Raw genomic sequence first — 20,435 nt, 5'->3', positions numbered from 1 at the left:
ATCAATTCCGAATGGCGCAGCTTCATCGGGCGTTCGCAAGCTATATCTTGGCCGAGCCACGACTGTATTCGAAGCCCATTGGCTCGGTTCCCGGAACTCTGCTTCATGATTGTCATCATCGCCTTGCTGTCGGCCTTCTTCCTGTTCGCGGGCTCAATCAAGCTGTTTGGCTGGCAGAAGTTCATCTTCGAAACCCGGTTCGCGATGTTCGTGAAATACGGGCTCAATCGCCGGATCATGGCCCTTGTCGGTCTCGTGGAGTTGTTCGGCGCGGTCGCCATCTGGGACCGGTCGAGCTGGCTCGGGCCGCTTGGTGCGCTGGCGCTGCTGGGCACGTCGCTCGGCGCGATCGTCTGCCACCTTGTTTGGGACACTTGGAAGGAAGGCGTTCCGGCGATGGTAACTGCCACGCTCTCTGCCATCCTGCTCTGGTCGGGCCACGGTGCATTGCTCGCCGCCTTTGGTCGGACCCGAGCGGGCGCGACCCCCACGTAGCTTGAGGAGACATGCGATGTTCAAGACCATCCTGATCACCGGCGCGACGGACGGCATCGGCCTTCTGACCGCCAAGACGCTTGCCGGCGAGGGTCATACCGTCCTGCTCCACGGGCGCAGCGCCGAGAAGCTCGAGAATGCGGCCAAGGAGGTGGGTGGCACGCCCGAGACCTACCGGGCTGACCTGTCGCGGCTGGACGAGGTGGAGGGTTTCGCCGAGGAAATCCTCGCGCGCCATGACCGGCTCGACGTGCTGATCAACAACGCGGGCGTCTTCAAGACCACGCAGGCGCGCACGCCCGACGGCCTCGACACCCGCTTCGTGGTCAACACCATCGCGCCCTACCTGCTGACGCGGCGGCTGCTGCCGATCATTCCGACATCGGGCCGCGTGGTGAACCTGTCCTCGGCAGCGCAGGCGCCGGTAGATGTCGCGGCGTTGCGCGGCGAGCGGGGCCTCGACCACATGGGGGCCTACGCGCAGAGCAAGCTGGCGATCACGATCTGGACGCGGGAGATGGCGAAGGACCACCCGGAGGGGCCGGCCTTCATCGCCGTCAATCCGGGCTCGCTGCTGGCCTCGAAGATGGTCAAGGAAGGCTTCGGTGTCGCGGGCAACGACCTGTCGATCGGGGCTGACATCCTGCGTCGTGCGGCGCTGTCGGATGCGTTCGCGGAGGCGTCGGGCCGCTATTTCGACAATGACAGCGGAGACTTAGCCGAGCCCCACCCGGCTGCGCGAGACGCGGCACATGTGGCCGAGGTGATGGCGGCAATCCGCGAACTCGCGGGCAAAGGAGGGCGGAGCTGATCTTCAAATTATATTCCGGGGCCGAAAACTGAAACCAGAATTGCCTCCATTATAGCCAGAAGCAAAATGCCGTATTTCGGGGTCAACGCAACTATCATCCGGAGTTCCCGATGAAGACGATGATCCTGAACGACTATGGACCCGACGCCGCCTTCACCCCGACAGAGACCGAGCGTCCGTCCGTGAAGCCCGGGCATGTCCTCGTTCGCGTCAAGGCGACGAGCGTCAACACCGTCGACACGATGATCAGGGACATGGGCAAGGACCTTCCGCTGTCGCCCGATCTGCCTGCCATCCTCGGCATGGATTTCGCGGGCATCGTCGAGGAGGTGGGCGAGGGCGTCGCAGGCTTTGCCGTAGGCGACGAGGTCTATGGCTGTGCCGGCGGCCTCGCCGACCTTCAGGGCGCGCTGGCCGAATACATGCTGGCCGATGCGCGTCTGATCGCGCCCAAGCCGACGTCGCTGAGCATGCGCGACGCCGCGGCGCTTCCGTTGGTTGGCATCACAGCGTGGGAGGGCCTGCACCGCGCCGGGGTCGACCGCGGTCAGAAGGTGCTCGTGCAGGGTGGGGCCGGAGGCGTCGGCCATGTTGCCGTGCAACTGGCGCGGCATCTCGGGGCCAAAGTGTGGTCGACCGGCACCGGCGAGGCGAAGCTGGCGGCGATCGAGGCCCTTGGGGCAACGCCCATCGACTACCAGGCCGAGACGGTCGAGGCCTATGTCGCCGCCCATACCGGCGGCGCCGGGTTCGACGTGGTCTTCGACACGGTCGGCGGCGAGAACATGACCAACTCCTTCGCGGCGGCGGCGCTGAACGCGCAGGTCGTCTCGACCGTCGCGCTGCTGGCCCTCGACCTCTCGCCCGCGCATTTCAAGGGCCTGTCGCTGCATGTCGTCTTCATGCTGCTGCCGATGCTTCACGATGTCGGCCGCGAGGCGCATGGCGCGATCCTGGCCGAGCTCGCGAAGCTCGTGGATGCGGGGGCCGTGAAGCCGCTGCTGGACGAGCAGCGCTTCGGTCTGGCCGAGGTCGGAGACGCCTATGCCCGGCTGAAGAGCGGTCAGGCCATGGGCAAGGTGGTCGTGGAGGTCTGATCCTCCGATTGGGCCATCGATCGGGCGCCGGTCTGCGGCGCCCGGTCACGCTGACTTTCGGCTTTGCTGCTGCGTGTCGGCGCTTGCGGCCACCGCCCCGTTGGTCCGGCCACCGGACAGATACCGACGGCCACCGCCCCCTGATGATGTCCGAAGCCGCTGGCGCCTCAGGGACATGGCGTCCTTCTGGGGATGGGCGCCCTCAGCTTTCCGGGCCGTAGTGGGCGAGGAACATGTCGACGCAGTCGGAGATGACGGCATCCGGGTCGACCTCGGCTTTCGCGCCCATCAGGAACTGCGGCCAGACCAGGAAGTGCTTCACCATCGACAGCAGTTGGCCCGCGGCGAAGCCGGGCTCGGCCTCGCGCAGTGCGCCCGCCCGCATCGCCTCACCGATCAGCCCCGAGATGGGGCCGTCCTGCATCGCGGCCTTGGCGAAGAAGGCCTGCGCCAGATCCTGATCGCGCAAGAGTTCCGACATGACCAGCCGGTTCAGGCCCATGTATTGCTCGCCGGTCAGATGGCCGATGTAATCCTGCGCCGCCCCGATCAGCTGCTCGCGCAGCGGCACATCGGGCTGGTAGCGCAGCTTCGGCATGGCCGCGATCTCTTCGAGCAGGATGTCGGTGATGGCCTGAAACAGCAGCTCCTTGCTCTCGAAATGCTTGTAGAGCGTGCGCTTGGACACTTCGGCCAGTTCCGCAATCCGGTTCACCCGCGCGGCCGGGAAGCCCTGCTCGCGGAACTCTTGGATCGCCGCCTCTAGAATATCTTTTCGTTTCTTATCAGTCAGTTTCATCGATTCCGTCCCGCCGCGCCGCGATTTTGTAAACACAGGGGTTTACACCGCCCACCCTTACTTCCCATGTAAACACCACGGTTTACAAACGCAAGCGCTGCGGCGCCGAAGGGCACCACGATGAAATACAAGCAACTCGGACATACCGGTCTCTACGTCTCGGAGCTGACGCTGGGCACCATGACCTTCGACAATGAGGGCGGCAGCTATGCCGGCATCGTGGGCGCGACGGGGCAGGAGCTGGCCACCCGCATGGTCGATCTGTCGATCGAGGCGGGGATCAACATCTTCGACACCGCCAATGTCTACAGCTCCGGCGTGTCGGAAGAGATGCTGGGCGTAGCCTTGGGCGACCGGCGTCAGGACAACCTCATCGCCACCAAGCTTTACAACACCATGACCACCGGCCCGAACGATCTGGGCACCAGCCGGCTCGCGATCATGCGCGAAGTGGAGGGTAGCCTGAAGCGGCTCGGCACCGACTACATCGACCTCTACCAAGTGCATAACTTCGACGTCACCACGCCGCTCGAAGAGACGTTGCGCGCGCTCGACGACCTCGTGCGGCAGGGCAAGGTGCGTTACATCGGCCTGTCGAATTTCGCCGGATGGCAGATCGCCAAGGCGGACGGCATGGCTCGGCTTCTGGGCACCGAGCGGTTCGCTTCTACGCAGTCCTACTACTCTCTCGTCGGCCGCGAGCTCGAACGTGAGATCCTGCCGGCGGCGATGGACCTCGGCCTTGGCACCTTCATCTGGAGCCCCTTGGCCAGCGGCTTCCTGAGCGGAAAATACACCCGCCACAGCGAGGCCTCGGGCCGCCGCGCCGCCTTCGACTTTCCGCCGGTCGACAAGGATCAGGGCTATGACGTCGTCGATGCCCTGGCCGCGATCGCCGAGGAGAAGAACGCCTCGGTGGCGCAGATCGCGCTGGCCTGGCTCTTGCACAAGCCGGGCGTCACCAGCGTCATCGTCGGTGCCCGCAAGGAAGCGCAGCTGGTCGACAATCTCGGCGCCGCCGACATCACGTTGAGCGACGAGGAGATGGCACGGCTCGACGAGGTCAGCGCGCTCAAGCCCGAATACCCCGGCTACCTGCCGGTCTGGCGGCGCGGCGACACGCTGTTCGGTCAGCTCCACGACTGAGCGAAAGACCTGGCGCCCGGTCCAGGGCCGGGCGCCCCCTCCCCACACATACGCATATCAAGGATCAGACAGATGGCTGACACGAGTTTCGGACCCAAGGGCTGGACACCCGAGCGCCTCGGAAACCTTTCCGGCAAGACCTATGTCATCACCGGCGCCAACGCGGGCGCGGGCTTTCAAGCTGCGCGCATCCTCTTGGGCAAGGGCGCTGAAGTGGTGATGCTGAACCGCAGCGCCGAGAAATCCGCCGCCGCCGTAAACGAGTTGAAACAGGAATTCGGTGCCGCCGCGCCCGTGCGCTTCATCCGCATGGACCTCGCAGAGCAGGCCTCCGTCCGCATGGCCGCCGATGAGGTGCTGAAGACCACCCCGCGCATCGACGCGCTGATCTGCAACGCCGCCATCGCCCAGGTGCCGACGCGCAAGCTGACGCCCGACGGCTTCGAGAGCCAGCTCGGCACCAACCATTACGGCCACTTCACCCTGTGCGGGATGTTGTTCGAGCGCATCGAGGAAACGCAGGGTAGGATTGTCGTCGTCGCCAGCCTCGGCTACAACATGGGGCTGAAGACGATCCGCTTCGACGACATGAACTGGAACGAGGGCTACGGCGCGAACACCGCCTATTCCCAGAGCAAGCTGGCGCAGATGATGTTCGCCTACGAGCTTCAGGATCGGGTCAAGGCCGCCGGCCGCAACGTCGAGGTCTATGTCTGCCACCCCGGCTCGTCCGCGACCTCGCTGATCTCGACCAGCGGCAGCTGGACGATGCGCCTCATTTGGTGGCTGATGACCAAGACGCCGATGGTCCAGACCGCCGAGCAGGGCGCCTATCCGGAAGTGATGTGCGCCACCGAAGAGGGACTGACCGAGCAACGCGCGCTTTATGGCCCCACCGGGACCAGAGAGTTCGTCGGCCCGGTCGGCCGCGGTACGCTGAACGCCCACGCTTACGACAAGCCGGTCATGGTCAAGCTCTGGGAACGCTCGGAAAAGGACACTGGCTTCAGCTGGTCGATCTGAGCGCCGACACCACGTGAGGGGCGGGTCCGGGACCATCGGGCCGCCCTCCGGCCTCAGCCATACCGACAAGGGGCAAACGCCATGGACATCGTGAAAACCGCCACCGACTGGGCCCGGTTCGAAATGCTCTCCGCCGCCGTCTTCCTGGCCTTCGGGCTGGCCTTCACGCTGGCAGGTCTCGGCTTCCGGCAGTTCGGCACGACCGACATGGCGCGGGCCTATCCGGTCCCGATGCTGGTCGCGGGCGGGCTGCTCCTGATCCTCGGCGGGGGCCTGTACTTTCCAGCCCAGGTCCGGCTGACAGCCGTCCCGGTGGCCTTTGGCGGCGATCCCGCGGGCTTCGTCGCCGCCGAGATCGCCCGCGCCGACAAGGTGCTGAACGACTACTGCATCGCGGTGTTCCGGGTCTTTCCGCTGGTCGTCGCGATCTGCGCGCTTGCCATTCCCTTCCTCGACACAGCCCTTTGGCGGGCGGGCCTGATCACCGCCATCGCCATGGTCACGGTTCTCATCCTCATCGACAGCAACGCCAACGCTCGGCTGAGCGCCTACAGGCAGCAACTTTCGCTGGCAGAGGTGTCGGGATGGCCGTGAACGCGCCCATGGATCTCACGGCTGCCCGAGCAGGCTTCGGTACTTCTTCACGAAGAGGTCCTCTCCCTTGATCTTGCGCGTCAGGAAATCTCCGGCGGTCATGATGCCAAGGAAAGAGCTGCCCTTTCTGGGCCCGAGCGGCAGGAGAAGCGGCGCCTTTTTGCCCCAGGGCGCATAGGGCTTGATCCGCTCGAGCGGCGTGCCCTTGCCGAGGCTCAGCAGGGCCTTCTTCAGCCATGGCAGCTGGCGGCTCGTCGCCACGATGGTCATCGCATCACCGGCATCCGCCACGTCGCCCGCAGCAAAGACGTTGGGCAGGGAAGAGGGCCGCAGCCAGGGGTCGACCCGGATGCGCCCGGCGGAACCGGTCTGCACGCCCGGCAAGCTCTGCAATAGGTCCGAATTGGCGCGCGAACCGAGCGTGGGAAAGATCAGGTCGAATTCGTGTTCCGATCCATCCGCAAGCCACAGGCTGCCGGCATGGGGATCGGTCAGGTTCTCAAGGCCCTCGGCACGCTGCCCGAGGATCAGCCGCACGCCAGCTCGTTCGAGCTTCTTGGTCAGCTTGGTGCCGAAGGCTGGCGGCTTGTCGGGAAACAGGCGCGGCTGTCCCGAGATCAGGGTGATCCGCTTGTTCGGCATCGCATGGGCGATCTCTCCGGCAAGCTCGGTGCCGACGGCCCCGGCGCCGACGATGGCGACGGTCTGGGCGGCCTGCAACTGCGCATGGACGCGCGCGTTCTCGGCGCGGAAGGCGGCGATGTCGTCCCCCTTGGGTTTGAACGGCGCGGCGTTGCCGGAGCCGGTGGCGACGACCACCTGATCGGCCGCGATACGGCGTCCATCCTCCAGCGTGATGCCGGTGGCGTCCACCGATGCGGCGCGGGCCCGCACGACGCGGCCTCGTTTCAGCAAGCCGTCATAGGGGATGAGCGCCCGGTCGAGCAGCGCGGGATCGACCACGCCGCGGATCATCGCCGGGGCGTGGACGAAGTGGCTGCGCGCCTCGATCAGCGTCACCTCGGCCTTGGCGTCGAGGGATTTGGCAAGCTCGGCGCCGATATAGCCGCCGCCGCCGATCGCGATGTGCTGGGTCATGGAAGAATGCCTTTCTCCGGTGTCGGAGCAGAGATAAGGGCAGCGAGTCTGTATTGATATTTATACTTTTCACTGATCTATATAAGTATTGCTTTACAGGGGTGCATGGTGAAGCTCGACCAACTCAGGGTTCTGCGGGCCGTCGTCGAGACCGGTTCGGTCAAGGCGGCCTCCGAGCGACTGCACCGTACCCAGCCGGCCGTGAGCCAGGCGCTCAAAGCGCTGGAAGTCCAGACCGGGACCGAGTTGTTCGACCGCTCTGGCTACCGCCTCGAGCTGACGAAGATCGGCCGGCGGGTCTATCTCCAGTCGCTGCGGGTTCTGGCCGAGGTGGATGACCTCGCTCAACTCGTGCGGCATTTCGAGGAGGGGCGGGAAGAGACGATCGCGCTCGCCATCGACGCGGGCACCGATCCCGACTTGGTGACGCCGGTCCTGGGCCGGATCCAGACCGCCTTTCCGGAAACACGGGTCGTTCTGCGTGCCGAAGTGCTGTCGGGCGCCATCGACGCGGTGAAGTCCGGCAGAGCGGCTCTGGCGGTGGCCCCAATGCTGCCGGTGATGCTCGAGGAAGAGGGCTTCGAGCATCGGCCCATCGGCCGTGTCATCATGCGCAACGTCGCCGCCCCGGCCTTGATCGCGGCGATGGGGACGCTAGGGCGGCTCTCGGAGTTGCGCCGCTTCACCCAGGTGATCGCCCAAGACAGCGGGCAGGCCGCCGGTCTTTTCGATCGCGAGATCGGCGTGCAGAAGGGTCAGCGCCGCTGGTATGTCGCCGACCTGCACAGCAAAAGGGCGCTGCTGGTCGCGGGCCTCGGCTGGGGACGGTTGCCGGAGCACATGATCGCCGGAGATCTCGAGCGGGGAGCGTTGCAGGAGATCGCGCTTCCGCACACCCATCTCCCTTTCGAAGCCGGGGTCTATGCCTTCCGCCAAGCCCGCCCGGTCACCGGCCCGGTAGCCGCCGCAATCTGGAACGGGTTCGCCCAGTTGGCAGAGGGGCCGAGCTGAAACCACGGCTCATGGCTGATCGGCCATTGCGTCAGAGCCCCTCCCTCCATGAAATCCCCGAGGGCTGATCTGACGCTTTCAATGCAGAGCGTATCAATTTTGGTCCGCACCGGCCGAATGGTCGCCAATATACGGGGCGTGTCACCGTTGCGAGGACCAAGCCTCGTCCCATGCGCCGTAGCTGTCGTTCATGATGCGGATCTCCACCTCGCTGTCGATCGTCCGCATCAGCGGTTCGACGCAGCCACGGAGGGCAAGGTCCTTATTCGCAGCACCGGCCTGGGTCTCCGTCAGCCCCCACGACCCGGAAAGGCCGAAGCATGGGCTTGGTCCATTTCACCGAGGTGGAGGTCACCTGACGAGCCTTGGCTCCACATGCCGGATCATCAACGCCTGCGGCTGAAGCGCTGGCTCTGTTTTGCAAGCAACGAAATCATGGCCCGCCGTGATATGAACGTCGCCCTGCGCCATCATGCTGACGCCGTGGTGGCGGCCACTATTTCCCGCCCCGGACATGTGCAGGCTGCCGGCGGTCAGGAACGAGGTGTTCGAGCCGCTGAAGCCGCCCGGGATGTGGATGTCGCCTCGCACGAGAACGGTGGTTCGGTCGCGGGGCTCGCAGTTGCCGGCGGCGGCGCCGATCCGCGACTGGCTCGACGCCTTCAAGCCCGATCGGGTGGAGATCAGCAGCGAGCCGGAGATGTCGACCTTGTTGCCGAGCTCGATCTCGCAGTCGGTGACAAGGGCGATATCGCGCAGGCTGCCGGCATTCACCGAGTCCAGCGATACCGAGCTGCCGCTGCCGTTCGCCGGGTTCGGCAGGGAAGGCTTGTTCTTGCCGCCGCCTTTGCCCTGCGTCGCACGGCCGAGCGAGGCGATCCGTCCGTCACAGGCGACGTCGTAGACCAAGCCTGACGGGATCACCGGCAGAAGCTGAAAGTCGTCGCGTGACAGGTGAACTACGGCACCCCGGGTCAGCGCGGTCACCGGGTATCCTATCTCCGCCAGAGGCAGGAGACTGCCGAGACCGGACTTGCCGTCGAAGAAAGCCGTCTTCTCAGGGCTCCGCGCCTCGAAAACGAAGGCGTCCTCCAAACGGTCGATCAACTGGTCGAGCTTGGGCACCGGCAGGTTCATCTCGTTCGAAGCCTGACCGGCCCCGGGATTGGACTTGTCGTCGCACTTGTTCTTGCAGTCGGTCAGGTTCGGCATGCTGACACTGGCGCCCGACGCGAAGCTGTTGTTCTGCGGCATCCAGACATTCTCCTGCGCGTGCACGCAGTAGCCGGCCGCGAAGCTGTTGTTGGCCGACAGGTGAAGCGTGCCGCCGGCAAGCAGCATGTCCGCCCCTTTGCAGCGCGTTGTCGGCACCTGCGCTGCCACGCCTTCGGCGGTCACCTCCCAGCCCGCCAGGCCGTCGCCGTCCGAAAAGAGCGAGGCCACCCTCAGGAAGGTGAAGGGAATAACGTTGTCCTGAGCTTTGCTGTGCTGGAGCCGCACCAGCGCCGCGTTGGCCGGACCACCAGTGGCGGAGCGCGCGGTGTTGGTGGCTGGATCGTAGCTCAGCAGTTCGATGTCCCGCTCGGGATCGGCCAGAACCTCGCCGACACGATCCGCGTCGAGATTGGCGTACACGGCCTGCCGGGCCGCGCTGCGCATCCCGACCGGATCGACTCCGGTGGCCAGGGCGACCACTGCGGCATGAGCCGAGACGTCCGCTGTCTGCTTCAGGAACTGCTTGTGACGCCAGGCATTAACCGGGTCGACCGCGAGGCCGGCAAGAGCCATCAGGACGAGGGTCCAGAACAGGCTGAAGACGGTCGAGCCATCCTCGTCCGACCACCATCGCAGGAAGGGCCGGGGGGTCATCTCGGCTCGAGGCTTTGCGTGACGGAGGCGGTGAGCTCGAAGCCCTCCGTGAGGTTCAGGACATCGATGGCCGCCACTTCGAGAGCCGGCTTGGCAAGCGTGACCGTCACGAGGCCATTGGCGATCTGGACCGTGGCTTCGGGGGCACCCCCGATCAGGGTGCGGGAGGCGATGTAGGCGTCCACCTCGGTAATGGTCATTGCATGCCGCGAGATCAGCCGGGCGGTATCGCGCGCGAGCGATCCGTAATCTGCCTGCACCATGAACAGCATGGCACCCTGGGCGGCCACGAGCAGGACGACCACCATCACCGGAAGCCACAGGACGAATTCGACGGTGGCTGTGCCCTGGTCGCTTCTGACCAGGGAGGCGAGGAGTTTGGGGGCCTCTGCGGAAGGGGGCAAGTGCCGTCATTCTGACGACGCGCGCGAAGGGGTCGTGCCATTGAACCTGCTTGTTGTCGGTCGTTGAGCCCCGATCTTGCCCCAGCATTGTGGCGGAGATCGGACCTCGGCCGGGCGGAATGAGAGCCACAGTTTTCGTCATCAGATGGATTGGGACACGATGGCCTGATGTCGGAGGGAGGGTCTGACTTGTTGGGGCTTCGGTGTATGCCGCAAGCAGGCGACACCGCTCGCGCGCTTCGAAGAGCGGGCTGATCCACGGGCGCTCCGATCCGAGGCTCGGATATGGATGGGCGGTCGCGGACCGTCTACGCCAGCGGACCCGGAACGGGATGAAGGGGGGCGCCGTCGCGCTCGTAGGCGGTGATGTTGGCGAGGGTGGTCTCGGCGATGGCGGTGAGTGCCTCGGTGGTGAAGAACCCCTGATGGCCGGTGATCAGCACATTGGGAAAGGTCAGGAGCCGCGCGAAGACGTCGTCGGGGATGATCCGGTTCGACAGGTCCTCGAAGAAGAGCTCCCCCTCTTCCTCGTAGACGTCGAGGCCGAGGCTCCCGATCCGGCCGCTCTTGAGCCCGCGGATAATCGCGCGGGTGTCAATCACCGCGCCGCGGCTGGTGTTGATCAGCATGGCCCCGGTCTTCATCCGCGCGACCGCCCGGTCGTCGATGAGATGATGCGTCTGCGCGGTCAGCGGGCATTGCAGGGTGACGATGTCGCTGGCCGCGAGCAGGGGGTCGAGCTCGAGATAGGCGACGCCACGGGCCAGGCAGTCGGGATCGGGGTTCGGGTCATGCGCGACGACGCGGCAGCCGAAGCCCAAGAGTATCCGCGCCAGAATCGACCCGATCCGCCCCGTGCCGATGACGCCGACCGTCTTGCCGTACAGGTCGAAACCCATCAGCCCGTCGAGTTCGAAATTGCCCTCGCGCACCCGGGCCCAGGCGCGGTGCGTCTTGCGGTTCAGGGTGAGGATCAGCGCGAGGCTGTGCTCGGCAACCGCGTGCGGGGAATAGGCCGGGACGCGGCACAGGGCGATGCCGGCGGCCTTGGCAGCGGCGAGGTCGACATGATTGAAACCGGCGCTGCGCAGCGCCACCAGCCGCACGCCAAGGGCCGCGAGCGCCTCCAGCACCGGCCGGTCGAGCCTGTCGTTCACGAAGGCGCAGACCGCTTCGGCCCCGCGCGCGAGCGCTGTGGTGCCGGGCGCGAGCCTTGCCGCGTGGAAGCGCAGGTCGTGCCCGGGATCGGCCGCGTTGGCCGCGGTCAGATACGCGATGTCATAGGGCTTGGCCGAAAAGACGGCGACATGCATGATCTGCCCTCCTGTTCGGATAAGGCCGCTGCTCTCTCTCTTGATCCATGAGCCTCGAGCCTGTCCCAGCCTAGCACGCGCGGGTCCATCGGCGGGGATTCGTGGCCCGCGATGCTCCCGGAGGGCCATCCGCCGAGAACGACCAAGGGGGGCTTTGGTGCCGAAGACGCGAAGTCGAATCGTCTCGCGCTACTCCTCTTCGTCGTTAGGTGGTAACCTTTGATGGTCCAGCAAGGAGAACCGGGATGACTCCCCGACTGAACCTGCGCTGCGCCGATTGCGGTATCCGCCATCGGGCCGTCTGCGCGCGGTGCGACGAGGCCGAGCTGGCGCGGCTCGAAGAGGTCAAGTTCTACCGCAGCTACGAGGCCGGGCAGAAGATCGTCTGGGCCGGCGACGAGCTGAGCTTCGTGGGCTCGGTGGTCTCGGGCATCGCCACCATGTCGCAGACGCTCGAGGACGGGCGGGTGCAGATGGTGGGGCTGTTGCTGCCCTCGGACTTCATCGGCCGGCCGGGCCGCGACATTGCGCCCTACGACGTAGCGGCCGCGAGCGACCTGACCCTGTGCTGTTTTCGCCGCGCGCCGTTCGAGCGGCTGCTCGCGGAGATGCCGCATGTCGCGGGGCGGCTTCTGGAGATGACACTCGACGAGCTGGACGCGGCGCGCGAATGGATGATGGTGCTGGGCCGCAAGACGGCGCGCGAGCGCATCGCGAGCCTTCTGGTCTCGGTCGCCCGGCGCGAGGCGAGCTTCGACATGGTGCCGCGGTCCCACGACCTGCGGCTCGACCTGCCGCTGACGCGCGAGGCGATGTCGGAGTATCTCGGCCTGACCATCGAGACGGTGAGCCGCCAGATCAGCCAGCTCGGCCGCGAGGGGGTGATCGCGCTCGACGACAGGCGGCGTATCCTCATCCCCGATCTCGACCGGCTGAAGCGCGAGACCGGCGACGACGCGATCCTGGCCTGACGCGCCCCCCGGTCGGGAGGCCTGCAACGGGAAAACTGCCAATGGCCGGCTCGATGCACGCGATGGTTCTGCCGAGGCCGGGCGCGCCGCTCGAATAACGAGAGGTCGAGCGTCCTCGACCGGGGGCCCGGCGAGATCGGTCTCAGGGTAGAGGCCAGCGGCGTCTGCCGGACCGACCTGCATATTCTCGTCGGCGAGCTCGCGGATCCCGTTCTACCGCTGATCCCCGGCCACGAGATCGTCGGACGGGTCGAGGCTCTGGGGACGGGCATGACGGTTCCGACGATCGGCCAAAGGGTCGGTATTGGTTGGCTCGGGCGCAGCTGCGGGCGCTGCGGATTATGCGAGGAGGATCGCGAGAACCTGTGCGATGCGCCGCTCTTCACTGGCTATGCCCGTGACGGCGGTCATGCCGAGCATTGCGTGGCCGAAGCACGCTTCGTGTTCCCACTGCAGAGTGCGGCCGATCCGGTGCCCTCCGTTCGTGGCATGAAGCGACTGTGCCGGTGAAAAACGGTGGCAGTGGATGCTAGGTCGGGGCTGCAGCTTCGACTTCGAAGGCGAAGAGAGGGGGGGCACCGATCGGGCGGCGATCCGGTCGGTGCTGCTCGACTCCACTGGTTCCGGCCTCGGGCCCGCGCGTCACCGGTCCGTGGTCGCCGCATGAGCGCTCCGGCCCCCGGAGCGTGAGCCGATGCTCCCGCCGGGCCGGCCCGCCGTAGCTGAGCGGGGCGGCTCCCGCGCGTTTAATCGAATGGAGGCTAGGATGTTCAGACATATCGTGGTGCCCGTTGACCTGCGGCATCTGGACCAGATGCAGCGTGCGCTGCGGGTCGCGGCAGACATGGCCCGCCATTACGGGGCGAGAGTCACTTACATTTCCGCGACCCCCTCGGCCCCGAGCACGATCGCCCGCAACCCCGAGGAGTTCGAAGGGAAGCTCCGCGCCTTCGCCGCCTCCCGCTCGGAAGTCGACGGCGCCCAAGCCGCCTCGCACATGTTCGTGGTGAACGACCTGTCCGGCGATCTCGACCATTTCCTGTCGAGGGAGATCGACGGGCTGAACCCGGATCTGGTGATCATGGCCAGTCACCGCCCCGGCGCAGGAGATTACTTCTGGCCGTCGCATGGCGGCCACGTCGCCGCGCATGTCGCGGCATCGGTCCTGCTGGTGCGCGAGGATGTGACCTTGCCGGGCTGAGCGGCTTCGGGCCGGTTGGCCGGGAAACGTCATGACCGTGACCGACGGGCCCGATGTCCCGGGGCCGGTCTTCATCGCGCCGGGGGATCGCAGGCGCGTCTCGGCGGGCCATGCTTCGGCCGCTCCACGAGGAGCGGCGTCAGCCGCTGCCCGGCTTCGGTTCGGCTTGCATACATTGGCGTTCTCCTTTCGCGCCATGGCATAGCGCCTAGCGGAGCGAAACGCCTTGACCTGCCGCCGACGGGTTCGGGCCCGACGCGATCGCCCGGTTTGACCTGTATCAAGGCCGGAGGACCGGCCATCCGGTAGACCCGTTCCGTGAACGGAGGCGGGAGGGGCGCGATGATGGACAAGGACAAGCGATCTCCGGAGCCCGGTCCGGGCTGGCCGCTTGCCAATCAGTGGCTGTGGGTCGGGGTCTTCTGGGCGCTGTTGATACTGGGCGCGATCTGGTTTCTTCCCGACGAGGTGCCCGAGGAAATCTCCTACAGCGCCGTCAAGCGCATGATCGAAACGGGCGAGGTCGCCAGTGCCGAATTGCAGGAGCACGGCATCGTCGTAATCGCCCCCGAAACCACGGGCGGCGGCGAGACGCGGTACCGGGCGGTGACGCCGGTCCAGGGAGATCCCGGTTTGCTGCCCCTGCTCGAAACGATGCGGGTGGAGGTGAGCGCGACAGAGCCGCAAGACATCACGCTGTTGAACCTGCTGCTGCCATGGGTCGTGATTTTCGGAGTGTATTTCTGGCTGCAGCGTCGCCTGATCGGGCGGATGGCCGGTGGCATCGGCCCGGGGGCAGGTGGCTTCGGCGCGGGCGGGTTGCTGAGCGGCCGCTTCACCAAGCCCAGCCGACCGGCACAGCAGGTCACCTTCGACGACGTGGCCGGGCAGGATCAGGCCAAGCGCGAGGTGGCCGAGCTTGTCGAGTTCCTGCGCGACACGGAGCGGTTCCAGCGCGTCGGCGCCGAGGTGCCACATGGCGTCTTGTTGGTTGGGCCGCCGGGCACCGGCAAGACGCTTCTGGCCAAGGCACTGGCCGGCGAGGCCGACGTGCCGTTCTTCTCGACCTCGGGCTCCGAGTTCATCGAGATCTTCGTTGGCGTGGGGGCGGGCCGGGTGCGCAAGATGTTCGAGGCCGCACGTGCCGCCGCTCCGGCGGTGATCTTCATCGACGAACTCGACAGCATCGGCCGGACCCGCGGCACCGGGCTGGGCGGGGGACATGACGAGCGCGAGCAGACCCTGAACCAGATCCTCGCCGAGCTCGACGGCTTCGGCGGGCGCGAGGCGGTGGTCGTGCTGGCCGCGACCAACCGGCCCGACGTGCTCGACCCGGCGCTTCTTCGTCCGGGCCGTTTCGACCGGCACGTCACGCTCGAACTGCCCGACCGGGCCGCACGGCGCGCCATCCTCGCCATCCATGCGGGACGCCTGCCCCTAGCGAACGTCGACGATCTCGATGCGATCGCGGCCGGAACCCCCGGGTTTTCCGGTGCGGACCTGAAGAACCTGCTCAACGAAGCCGCGATCATGGCGGCGAGGCGCAGCGGGACGGGCATCACCCATGCCGATCTGGAGGAGGCGCGCGACAAGGTGATGATGGGCACGGTGCGCTCGCTGGCGATCCGCCCCGAGGAACGGCACCGGCTCGCGGTTCACGAGGCGGGGCACACCGCCGCGGCCTTCTACACGCCAGGCGCCGACCCGCTGTTCAAGGTGACGATCATTCCACGCGGCCACGCGCTGGGCGGCACGCATATGCTGCCCGAGGCGGAGCGGCATACGCTCGACGAGGCCTATCTGCGCGGGCAGCTGGTGACGCTGCTTGGCGGGCGGGCGGCCGAGCGGACGCTGCTCGGGTCGGTCAGCTCCGGGGCCGACGACGACATCCGCCGCGCGACAGGCATGGCCCGCGCCATGGTGTCCCGCTGGGGCATGGACGAGGCCCTCGGCCCGGTCGACCTGAAGCAGAGCGAGGACCATCCCTTCATCGGCCAGTCCATCGCGCAGCCGCGCAGCCACGCCGACGAGACGGCGGCCCGGGTCGACCGGGCGGTGATGGCGCTGCTCAAGGCCGCGGAGCGCCGCGCGACCGAGATCCTCGAACGGCGCCGCTCGGAGATCGACAGCCTCGTCGAGGCGCTGGAGGCGCGGGAAACCCTCGATGCCGACGAGATCCGCCGCTGTCTCGATCCGGAAGCGAAAGTCACCGTGATCGCCCCGCAGGTGGCGGCGTGTCCCTGAAGCATGATTAGGTCCCTGGTCGGTTCGCCATGAACCGCGGCGCCCGAGCGGAACCGACCCGAAGAGCGAAAGGACCCGACATGGTCGAGGAGAACGCCCGTAGGTCCCGTATCGAGAAGCTGCGGGCTCATCTCGCCGAGATCGAGGGCAGTCTCGATCATGCGCTGGATCCGGATCTCGAGGATCAGGTGACTGATCTCGAAGAGGACGAGGTGCTCGAGAGCATGGGACATGCCAAGCTTCGTGAGCTGCGCCTTCTCGAAGACGCTCTCAATAGGATGGCCCGCGGCGAATACGGGATCTGCAAGCGCTGCGGCCGTGGCATTTCGGAGGCTCGGCGTTGCGCGGTGCACTACGCCGTGCTGGGCCATCGCCGATCTCGATGCGGAGAACGCCGGAGCGACGGGGGACGAGCGATCTGGTCTTGAGATTCTCCGTAGGGCACTGGGCGCACCGACCCTCCAGATCGCCGAGAACGCCGCGGTGGGTGGAGGCGTGGCCGTGGCCGAAATGCTCAAGAGCAGCGGTCAACACGGCGATGACGCCGCGAGGGGCGTGTATGCCGACCTCGTATAGGAAGGTATCCTCCGCCCGACGGAGGAGGTCCTCGTCGCCTTGGAGAACCCCGTGTCCGTCGCGGAGGCGCTGCTGCTGACGGAGGCCACGATGATCGAAGTGGCCACGCCTGCGACGGAGGAGCGCCCCCCGCGGAGTTCGGGTTGCGATCGCCGGATATCCTTTAGCCGATCCCGCGAAACAGCGATCCGACCAGATAGGCGATCGCGGCTGCCGTGCCGCCGATCGCCAGCGTCTCGAGGCCCGAGCGCCACCACGGCGCCAGCGACCAGCGGCTCTTCAGCGCGCCGATCGCGAAGAAGGCGGCCCCGGTCATGGCGACCGACAGGCCGAAGGCCGCGCCGAGCCCGAGCGCGAAGGGCGCGAGCGGCACCAGACCGGCGACGAGGAAGGCCGCGAAGGTCACCAGCGCGGCGGGCAGGGGGGTCGGGGCCCTCGGACTCAGCCCGTACTCGTCAACCAGCATCAGTTCCACCCAGGCGCGGCGGTTGCGCGAGATCGCGGTTACCGCGCGCTCCAGAACCGAACCGTCGAGGCCCTTGGCCGCGAGGATCTGTCGGATCTCCTCGCGCTCGCCTTCGGGATAGAGATCGATGTGACGCTCTTCGACCGCCCTGAGCCGGGCCGCGTCGTCGCGCTCGGCCTTGGTGCCGGCATAGTTGCCCGCCGCCATCGAGAAACCGTCGGCCAGCAGGTTGGCGGCACCCAGCGCAAGGATGATCGCCGGTGACAGCCCGGCGCCCTGCACGCCTGCGACGATGGCGAAGGTCGTCACCGCCCCGTCCATCGCACCGTAGATCGCGTCCTTCAGATGCCCGCCTTGCCCGGCCCGCGCCAGCCGTCGCGCGATCTCGGCCCGGCCGTGGCCGTGATCGGTGGGGCGCTGGCCGAAACGCAGCACGGTCAGCCCGCGACCTGGATGCTCTCGAGCCAGTGGATCAGATCGGTGATCGACTGGCTGGTCAGCACCGGCTGGCCGGACTGGGTCGAAAGCGTGCCGAAATCTGTGTCGAAGACCGGTCCGAAGACCGGCATTTCGCCGCCATGGCCAAGTAGGGGATCGCGGCCGTCGATCTGGCGCGTGGCGCGGGCGACCGGAAAGCTGCCGCCATTGCGCTCCGAAAGCCGCGTAAGATCCGGGGGCACGCGCTTGAGTACCTCTGCGAAGGGCCCGTCGCCGCGGGCCTCCGGGCCGTGGCAGGACTGGCAGAACACCATGTAGAGATCGTGGCCCGCCTCAATCGAAAGCGGGTCCTCCACCTCCTGCGCCTGCGTCGTGCCGGCGATGAGAAGAACGAATGGGAGTAACGGTCGCATGATCGGCTCCTTTGCTGCGACTCCAGCTTCGCCGGTGGACGCGTCATAGGCCTTGACCTGCATCAAGGCAGCCCCGGGGGTGCCGGACCAGACTGACCGACAGAGGGACGAGACGCGTTCCCGGGCGGAGATAGAAGGCATGGAGCGGATTCTGGTCGCGACGGATCTGACGGCGCAGGGCGCCCGCGCATTGCGTCGGGCGGCGATGTTGGCGGAGGCGCTGGGCGCCGGGCTGGAGGTCCTGCATGTCTTGCGCGACGATTTGCCGGACGACCTGCGGGCCGAGTTCGAACGCGCCGCGGGCGGGCGTCTCGCGACGGAGGTCGCGGCCTTGCACGCCAGGCTGAACGGTCGGGTCCGGAGCCGGCTCGAGTTCGGCACGCCCTGGATGACGATCCTCGACGCCGCTGCCGAGGCGGAGCTGCTGGTGATGGGGGCGCACCGCCATGCCGGGATTGCGGAACTGTTCCGCGGCACGACCGTCGAGCGCGTCGCCAAGGCCTGCGACACGCCGCTGCTCGTCGTCCGCGGCGACCCAGTCAGACCCTACGGCTCGCTGCTCGCGGCCACCGATTTCTCGCTCGCTGCGCGCGCCGCGCTCGAGGCGGCACTGCGTCTCGCGCCGAATGCGACGACCCGCCTACTGCATGCTTACAGCGTGCCCTTCCGCTTCCTGCTTGGCGGCGAGAGCCGACGCTCGCTGCTGCATGCCGAACGTCGCCGTCAGCACGAGACCGCCGAAACCGACATGGCCACATTCCTCGGCGGATTGGAGACGCGGCTGGCCGGCGCGGAGCGCATCTTCGTCGAGGATGCGCCGGAGGCCGCGATCCGCCGCGCGCTCGCAATCGCGCCGGCGGATCTGCTCGCGGTCGGCACCCATGCGCGGCCGCGGCTGTCCGAGGCGCTTCTGGGCAGCGTGGCGCGCGGGCTGATGGCGGATCCGCCCTGCGACCTGCTCGCCGTGCCACCGCCGTTCCGGTCCGCCGGATAGAAGGAGACCGAGCCATGACCATCAGGACCATTGCCCTGTGCTTCACCGACGCGGCCCAGGCCGAGCCGCTCGCGCGGGCCGGGGCCGCGCTGGCGCGCGAGAAGGGCGCGCATCTGCTCGGGCTCCACGTGGTGCCCGATCCGCAGATCTACCCAGCCGTTTCGTCGCACATGAGCGGCGAGGTCCTGTCGCAACTCCGCGACCGCCAGCGCGACGCCACCCGCGAGGTGCAGGCCGTATTCGATGCGCGCGTCGCGGCTGAGGGTATTGCGGGGGAGTGGCGCTGCCTCGGGGCGAAATACCTCACCCCCGCCGAACGGGTGGTCGAGAGCGTGCGCGCCGCTGATCTGGTGATGGTGGGGCGCCCCGACGGAGATCGCACCGGCCGAGGTGAGGAGGAGATCATCCGCGCCTCGGGTCGCCCGGTTCTGATGATCCCGCCGGGCTGGGAGCCCGCGCCGCTGGGGCGCGCCGCGGTGATCGGCTGGAGCGAGACCCGCGAGGCCGCGCGTGCGGCACATGACGCCGTTGATCTGCTGGAGGAGGGGGCGGAGGTCACGCTGCTCAGCGCGGCCAAGCTGCCCTACCGCGACGAGCACCACTACCCGGCGCAGGACATGGCCACGATGTTGAGTCGCCATGGCCTGACGGTGAGGGTCGTGCACCGCGAGGCCGGGTCATCGAAGATCAGCGAGATTCTCGAGCGCGAAGCGTGCCAGACCGGGGCGAAGCTGATCGTCACCGGAGCCTTCGGCCATTCGCGCGCCTACGACTTCGTGCTCGGGACGGTGACGTGGAGCCTCCTGCGCAACGCCGAGCGACCGGTGCTGTTCTCCAAGTGACCTCAGCTGCCGGCGCCGACCTCGCCCAGCACCCAGCCGGTGAATTCCCCGAGCGCCGCGCGCATGGCCCGGTCGAAGGCCGCGGCCAGCGCTGCGCTGTCGGTCGAAGGCGCTTCGGACACCGCCTCGATCCGGCGTGTCGAGACAACGGCCGCGTCGCTTTCGCGCACCAGCCGGACCAGCAACTCGATCTCGACCTGCGCGCCCTCGGCGGCGAAGGCCTCCGCTTGGAAACCGATGATCTCGGTCAGCACTGCGTAATCACCGCCCACCCCCAAGGGGCTGCGGCCGACATATCGCAGCGCGGCGCTGTCGCCGAGGCTTCGCACCATCAGCGTCTGGACCATCTGCGGTACCGGGTCGGCCCAGCGCGCATCGGGCAGGTACTGCGCCCGGAGCGGATCAGGACGGATCATGATCCGGTCGGTGGCGATGCTGCCGGAGGCCACGGGCAATTCGACGATCACGTCGAGCGGGCGCGGCGCGACCGCGGGCGCGGCAATCTCCGGCGAGCGCAGTTCGAATACCTCGAGTGGCGCCGAAGCCCGATCCAGGACATCCAGCGCGCCACAGCCGGACAACAGCAGAACGAGCCCGAAACCGGCCGCAGCTTGAACCCGAAGCATTCCA

22 protein-coding genes are annotated in these 20,435 nt (G+C 67.2%); 14 read left to right on the top strand and 8 right to left on the bottom strand.

Annotated elements, in window-relative coordinates:
* Positions 1 to 105: 105 nt before the first annotated feature.
* The 3 genes from LOS8367_RS07960 (at position 106) to LOS8367_RS07950 (ending at position 2,403) form a co-directional block, all read left to right on the top strand.
* Positions 106 to 495 carry a DoxX family protein gene (locus tag LOS8367_RS07960; protein WP_085895969.1) on the top strand — a complete coding sequence of 130 codons (390 nt, stop codon included), beginning with the start codon at positions 106 to 108 and terminating at the stop codon, positions 493 to 495.
* A 16-nt stretch (positions 496 to 511) separates the two neighbouring features.
* Positions 512 to 1,306: an SDR family NAD(P)-dependent oxidoreductase gene (locus LOS8367_RS07955; protein ID WP_085895968.1), complete on the top strand. Its 795-nt coding sequence runs from the start codon at positions 512 to 514 to the stop codon at positions 1,304 to 1,306.
* 110 nt (positions 1,307 to 1,416) lie between these two features.
* A complete protein-coding gene (locus LOS8367_RS07950) occupies positions 1,417 to 2,403 on the top strand; it encodes a zinc-dependent alcohol dehydrogenase family protein (RefSeq protein ID WP_085895967.1) in 987 nt (328 codons plus the stop codon).
* A gap of 202 nt (positions 2,404 to 2,605) precedes the next feature.
* Here LOS8367_RS07950 and LOS8367_RS07945 read toward each other — a convergent pair whose 3' ends face one another.
* Positions 2,606 to 3,202, bottom strand: a complete 597-nt coding sequence (locus LOS8367_RS07945; RefSeq protein WP_085895966.1) for a TetR/AcrR family transcriptional regulator — start codon at positions 3,200 to 3,202, stop codon at positions 2,606 to 2,608.
* A 120-nt stretch (positions 3,203 to 3,322) separates the two neighbouring features.
* Between LOS8367_RS07945 and LOS8367_RS07940 the strand changes: the two genes are divergently transcribed.
* The 3 genes from LOS8367_RS07940 to LOS8367_RS07930 all read left to right on the top strand — a co-directional run bounded on the left by LOS8367_RS07940 (position 3,323) and on the right by LOS8367_RS07930 (position 5,965).
* Positions 3,323 to 4,348 carry an aldo/keto reductase gene (locus tag LOS8367_RS07940; RefSeq protein ID WP_085895965.1) on the top strand — a complete coding sequence of 342 codons (1,026 nt, stop codon included), beginning with the start codon at positions 3,323 to 3,325 and terminating at the stop codon, positions 4,346 to 4,348.
* A gap of 72 nt (positions 4,349 to 4,420) precedes the next feature.
* Positions 4,421 to 5,371: an SDR family oxidoreductase gene (locus LOS8367_RS07935; RefSeq protein ID WP_085895964.1), complete on the top strand. Its 951-nt coding sequence runs from the start codon at positions 4,421 to 4,423 to the stop codon at positions 5,369 to 5,371.
* Between the two features lie 81 nt (positions 5,372 to 5,452).
* Positions 5,453 to 5,965 carry a hypothetical protein gene (locus LOS8367_RS07930; protein WP_085895963.1) on the top strand — a complete coding sequence of 171 codons (513 nt, stop codon included), beginning with the start codon at positions 5,453 to 5,455 and terminating at the stop codon, positions 5,963 to 5,965.
* A gap of 15 nt (positions 5,966 to 5,980) precedes the next feature.
* Here LOS8367_RS07930 and LOS8367_RS07925 read toward each other — a convergent pair whose 3' ends face one another.
* Positions 5,981 to 7,063 (bottom strand): NAD(P)/FAD-dependent oxidoreductase, encoded by a 1,083-nt coding sequence (locus tag LOS8367_RS07925; RefSeq protein ID WP_085895962.1) that lies wholly within the window; start codon positions 7,061 to 7,063, stop codon positions 5,981 to 5,983.
* 105 nt (positions 7,064 to 7,168) lie between these two features.
* Here LOS8367_RS07925 and LOS8367_RS07920 point away from each other — a divergent pair, with 105 nt between their 5' ends.
* The gene (locus LOS8367_RS07920; RefSeq protein WP_085895961.1) at positions 7,169 to 8,074 is read left to right on the top strand and encodes a LysR family transcriptional regulator; all 906 of its coding nucleotides are present in this window, start codon (positions 7,169 to 7,171) and stop codon (positions 8,072 to 8,074) included.
* 351 nt (positions 8,075 to 8,425) lie between these two features.
* Here LOS8367_RS07920 and LOS8367_RS07915 read toward each other — a convergent pair whose 3' ends face one another.
* From LOS8367_RS07915 to LOS8367_RS07905, 3 genes are all read right to left on the bottom strand, one after another.
* Positions 8,426 to 9,862 carry a hypothetical protein gene (locus LOS8367_RS07915; protein WP_133056306.1) on the bottom strand — a complete coding sequence of 479 codons (1,437 nt, stop codon included), beginning with the start codon at positions 9,860 to 9,862 and terminating at the stop codon, positions 8,426 to 8,428.
* 77 nt (positions 9,863 to 9,939) lie between these two features.
* Complete coding sequence (locus LOS8367_RS07910; protein ID WP_085895959.1) at positions 9,940 to 10,347, bottom strand: TadE/TadG family type IV pilus assembly protein; 408 nt, start codon at positions 10,345 to 10,347, stop codon at positions 9,940 to 9,942.
* Between the two features lie 308 nt (positions 10,348 to 10,655).
* Entirely contained in the window at positions 10,656 to 11,660 is a 1,005-nt protein-coding gene (locus LOS8367_RS07905; RefSeq protein ID WP_085895958.1) for a 2-hydroxyacid dehydrogenase, read from the bottom strand.
* A 245-nt stretch (positions 11,661 to 11,905) separates the two neighbouring features.
* Between LOS8367_RS07905 and fnrL the strand changes: the two genes are divergently transcribed.
* From fnrL to LOS8367_RS07880, 5 genes are all read left to right on the top strand, one after another.
* Positions 11,906 to 12,631 carry a transcriptional regulator FnrL gene (fnrL, locus tag LOS8367_RS07900; protein ID WP_085895957.1) on the top strand — a complete coding sequence of 242 codons (726 nt, stop codon included), beginning with the start codon at positions 11,906 to 11,908 and terminating at the stop codon, positions 12,629 to 12,631.
* 21 nt (positions 12,632 to 12,652) lie between these two features.
* Positions 12,653 to 13,141, top strand: a complete 489-nt coding sequence (locus LOS8367_RS07895; protein WP_306456257.1) for an alcohol dehydrogenase catalytic domain-containing protein — start codon at positions 12,653 to 12,655, stop codon at positions 13,139 to 13,141.
* A gap of 256 nt (positions 13,142 to 13,397) precedes the next feature.
* Positions 13,398 to 13,832, top strand: coding sequence for a universal stress protein (locus LOS8367_RS07890; protein ID WP_165761417.1), 435 nt, complete (start codon positions 13,398 to 13,400; stop codon positions 13,830 to 13,832).
* Between the two features lie 345 nt (positions 13,833 to 14,177).
* A complete protein-coding gene (gene ftsH, locus LOS8367_RS07885; protein WP_242665536.1) occupies positions 14,178 to 16,076 on the top strand; it encodes an ATP-dependent zinc metalloprotease FtsH in 1,899 nt (632 codons plus the stop codon).
* 80 nt (positions 16,077 to 16,156) lie between these two features.
* Positions 16,157 to 16,504 carry a TraR/DksA family transcriptional regulator gene (locus tag LOS8367_RS07880; RefSeq protein WP_085895954.1) on the top strand — a complete coding sequence of 116 codons (348 nt, stop codon included), beginning with the start codon at positions 16,157 to 16,159 and terminating at the stop codon, positions 16,502 to 16,504.
* A gap of 311 nt (positions 16,505 to 16,815) precedes the next feature.
* Here LOS8367_RS07880 and LOS8367_RS07875 read toward each other — a convergent pair whose 3' ends face one another.
* Positions 16,816 to 17,553 carry a VIT1/CCC1 transporter family protein gene (locus LOS8367_RS07875; RefSeq protein ID WP_242665535.1) on the bottom strand — a complete coding sequence of 246 codons (738 nt, stop codon included), beginning with the start codon at positions 17,551 to 17,553 and terminating at the stop codon, positions 16,816 to 16,818.
* Positions 17,554 to 17,555: 2 nt separating this feature from the next.
* Complete coding sequence (locus LOS8367_RS07870; RefSeq protein WP_085895953.1) at positions 17,556 to 17,969, bottom strand: c-type cytochrome; 414 nt, start codon at positions 17,967 to 17,969, stop codon at positions 17,556 to 17,558.
* A 139-nt stretch (positions 17,970 to 18,108) separates the two neighbouring features.
* Between LOS8367_RS07870 and LOS8367_RS07865 the strand changes: the two genes are divergently transcribed.
* Both LOS8367_RS07865 and LOS8367_RS07860 read left to right on the top strand, forming a co-directional pair.
* Positions 18,109 to 18,963 carry a universal stress protein gene (locus tag LOS8367_RS07865; protein WP_085895952.1) on the top strand — a complete coding sequence of 285 codons (855 nt, stop codon included), beginning with the start codon at positions 18,109 to 18,111 and terminating at the stop codon, positions 18,961 to 18,963.
* 14 nt (positions 18,964 to 18,977) lie between these two features.
* Positions 18,978 to 19,805: a universal stress protein gene (locus tag LOS8367_RS07860; RefSeq protein ID WP_085895951.1), complete on the top strand. Its 828-nt coding sequence runs from the start codon at positions 18,978 to 18,980 to the stop codon at positions 19,803 to 19,805.
* 2 nt (positions 19,806 to 19,807) lie between these two features.
* Here the strand turns inward: LOS8367_RS07860 and LOS8367_RS07855 are convergent, their stop codons facing one another.
* Positions 19,808 to 20,431, bottom strand: coding sequence for an ABC-type transport auxiliary lipoprotein family protein (locus tag LOS8367_RS07855; RefSeq protein WP_085895950.1), 624 nt, complete (start codon positions 20,429 to 20,431; stop codon positions 19,808 to 19,810).
* Between the last annotated feature and the right edge of the window lie 4 nt (positions 20,432 to 20,435).

Origin of the sequence: Limimaricola soesokkakensis (assembly GCF_900172345.1) — a bacterium.
Taxonomy (GTDB): domain Bacteria; phylum Pseudomonadota; class Alphaproteobacteria; order Rhodobacterales; family Rhodobacteraceae; genus Limimaricola; species Limimaricola soesokkakensis.
Note: the sequence above shows the minus strand (reverse complement) of the source record. Positions and strands in the feature narration are given on the sequence as shown.

What these genes read in the sequence shown, in the direction of transcription:
- LOS8367_RS07865 (WP_085895952.1), top strand. Translation starts at nt 18,109, where the DNA reads ATGGAGCGGATTCTGGTCGCGACGGATCTGACGGCGCAGGGCGCCCGC.
- LOS8367_RS07930 (WP_085895963.1), top strand. Translation starts at nt 5,453, where the DNA reads ATGGACATCGTGAAAACCGCCACCGACTGGGCCCGGTTCGAAATGCTC.
- LOS8367_RS07870 (WP_085895953.1), bottom strand. Translation starts at nt 17,969, where the DNA reads ATGCGACCGTTACTCCCATTCGTTCTTCTCATCGCCGGCACGACGCAG.
- LOS8367_RS07855 (WP_085895950.1), bottom strand. Translation starts at nt 20,431, where the DNA reads ATGCTTCGGGTTCAAGCTGCGGCCGGTTTCGGGCTCGTTCTGCTGTTG.
- LOS8367_RS07945 (WP_085895966.1), bottom strand. Translation starts at nt 3,202, where the DNA reads ATGAAACTGACTGATAAGAAACGAAAAGATATTCTAGAGGCGGCGATC.
- LOS8367_RS07880 (WP_085895954.1), top strand. Translation starts at nt 16,157, where the DNA reads ATGGTCGAGGAGAACGCCCGTAGGTCCCGTATCGAGAAGCTGCGGGCT.
- LOS8367_RS07935 (WP_085895964.1), top strand. Translation starts at nt 4,421, where the DNA reads ATGGCTGACACGAGTTTCGGACCCAAGGGCTGGACACCCGAGCGCCTC.
- LOS8367_RS07925 (WP_085895962.1), bottom strand. Translation starts at nt 7,063, where the DNA reads ATGACCCAGCACATCGCGATCGGCGGCGGCGGCTATATCGGCGCCGAG.
- LOS8367_RS07960 (WP_085895969.1), top strand. Translation starts at nt 106, where the DNA reads ATGATTGTCATCATCGCCTTGCTGTCGGCCTTCTTCCTGTTCGCGGGC.
- LOS8367_RS07915 (WP_133056306.1), bottom strand. Translation starts at nt 9,862, where the DNA reads ATGGCTCTTGCCGGCCTCGCGGTCGACCCGGTTAATGCCTGGCGTCAC.
- LOS8367_RS07955 (WP_085895968.1), top strand. Translation starts at nt 512, where the DNA reads ATGTTCAAGACCATCCTGATCACCGGCGCGACGGACGGCATCGGCCTT.
- LOS8367_RS07950 (WP_085895967.1), top strand. Translation starts at nt 1,417, where the DNA reads ATGAAGACGATGATCCTGAACGACTATGGACCCGACGCCGCCTTCACC.
- LOS8367_RS07890 (WP_165761417.1), top strand. Translation starts at nt 13,398, where the DNA reads ATGTTCAGACATATCGTGGTGCCCGTTGACCTGCGGCATCTGGACCAG.
- LOS8367_RS07920 (WP_085895961.1), top strand. Translation starts at nt 7,169, where the DNA reads ATGGTGAAGCTCGACCAACTCAGGGTTCTGCGGGCCGTCGTCGAGACC.
- LOS8367_RS07905 (WP_085895958.1), bottom strand. Translation starts at nt 11,660, where the DNA reads ATGCATGTCGCCGTCTTTTCGGCCAAGCCCTATGACATCGCGTATCTG.
- fnrL (WP_085895957.1), top strand. Translation starts at nt 11,906, where the DNA reads ATGACTCCCCGACTGAACCTGCGCTGCGCCGATTGCGGTATCCGCCAT.
- LOS8367_RS07860 (WP_085895951.1), top strand. Translation starts at nt 18,978, where the DNA reads ATGACCATCAGGACCATTGCCCTGTGCTTCACCGACGCGGCCCAGGCC.
- ftsH (WP_242665536.1), top strand. Translation starts at nt 14,178, where the DNA reads ATGGACAAGGACAAGCGATCTCCGGAGCCCGGTCCGGGCTGGCCGCTT.
- LOS8367_RS07940 (WP_085895965.1), top strand. Translation starts at nt 3,323, where the DNA reads ATGAAATACAAGCAACTCGGACATACCGGTCTCTACGTCTCGGAGCTG.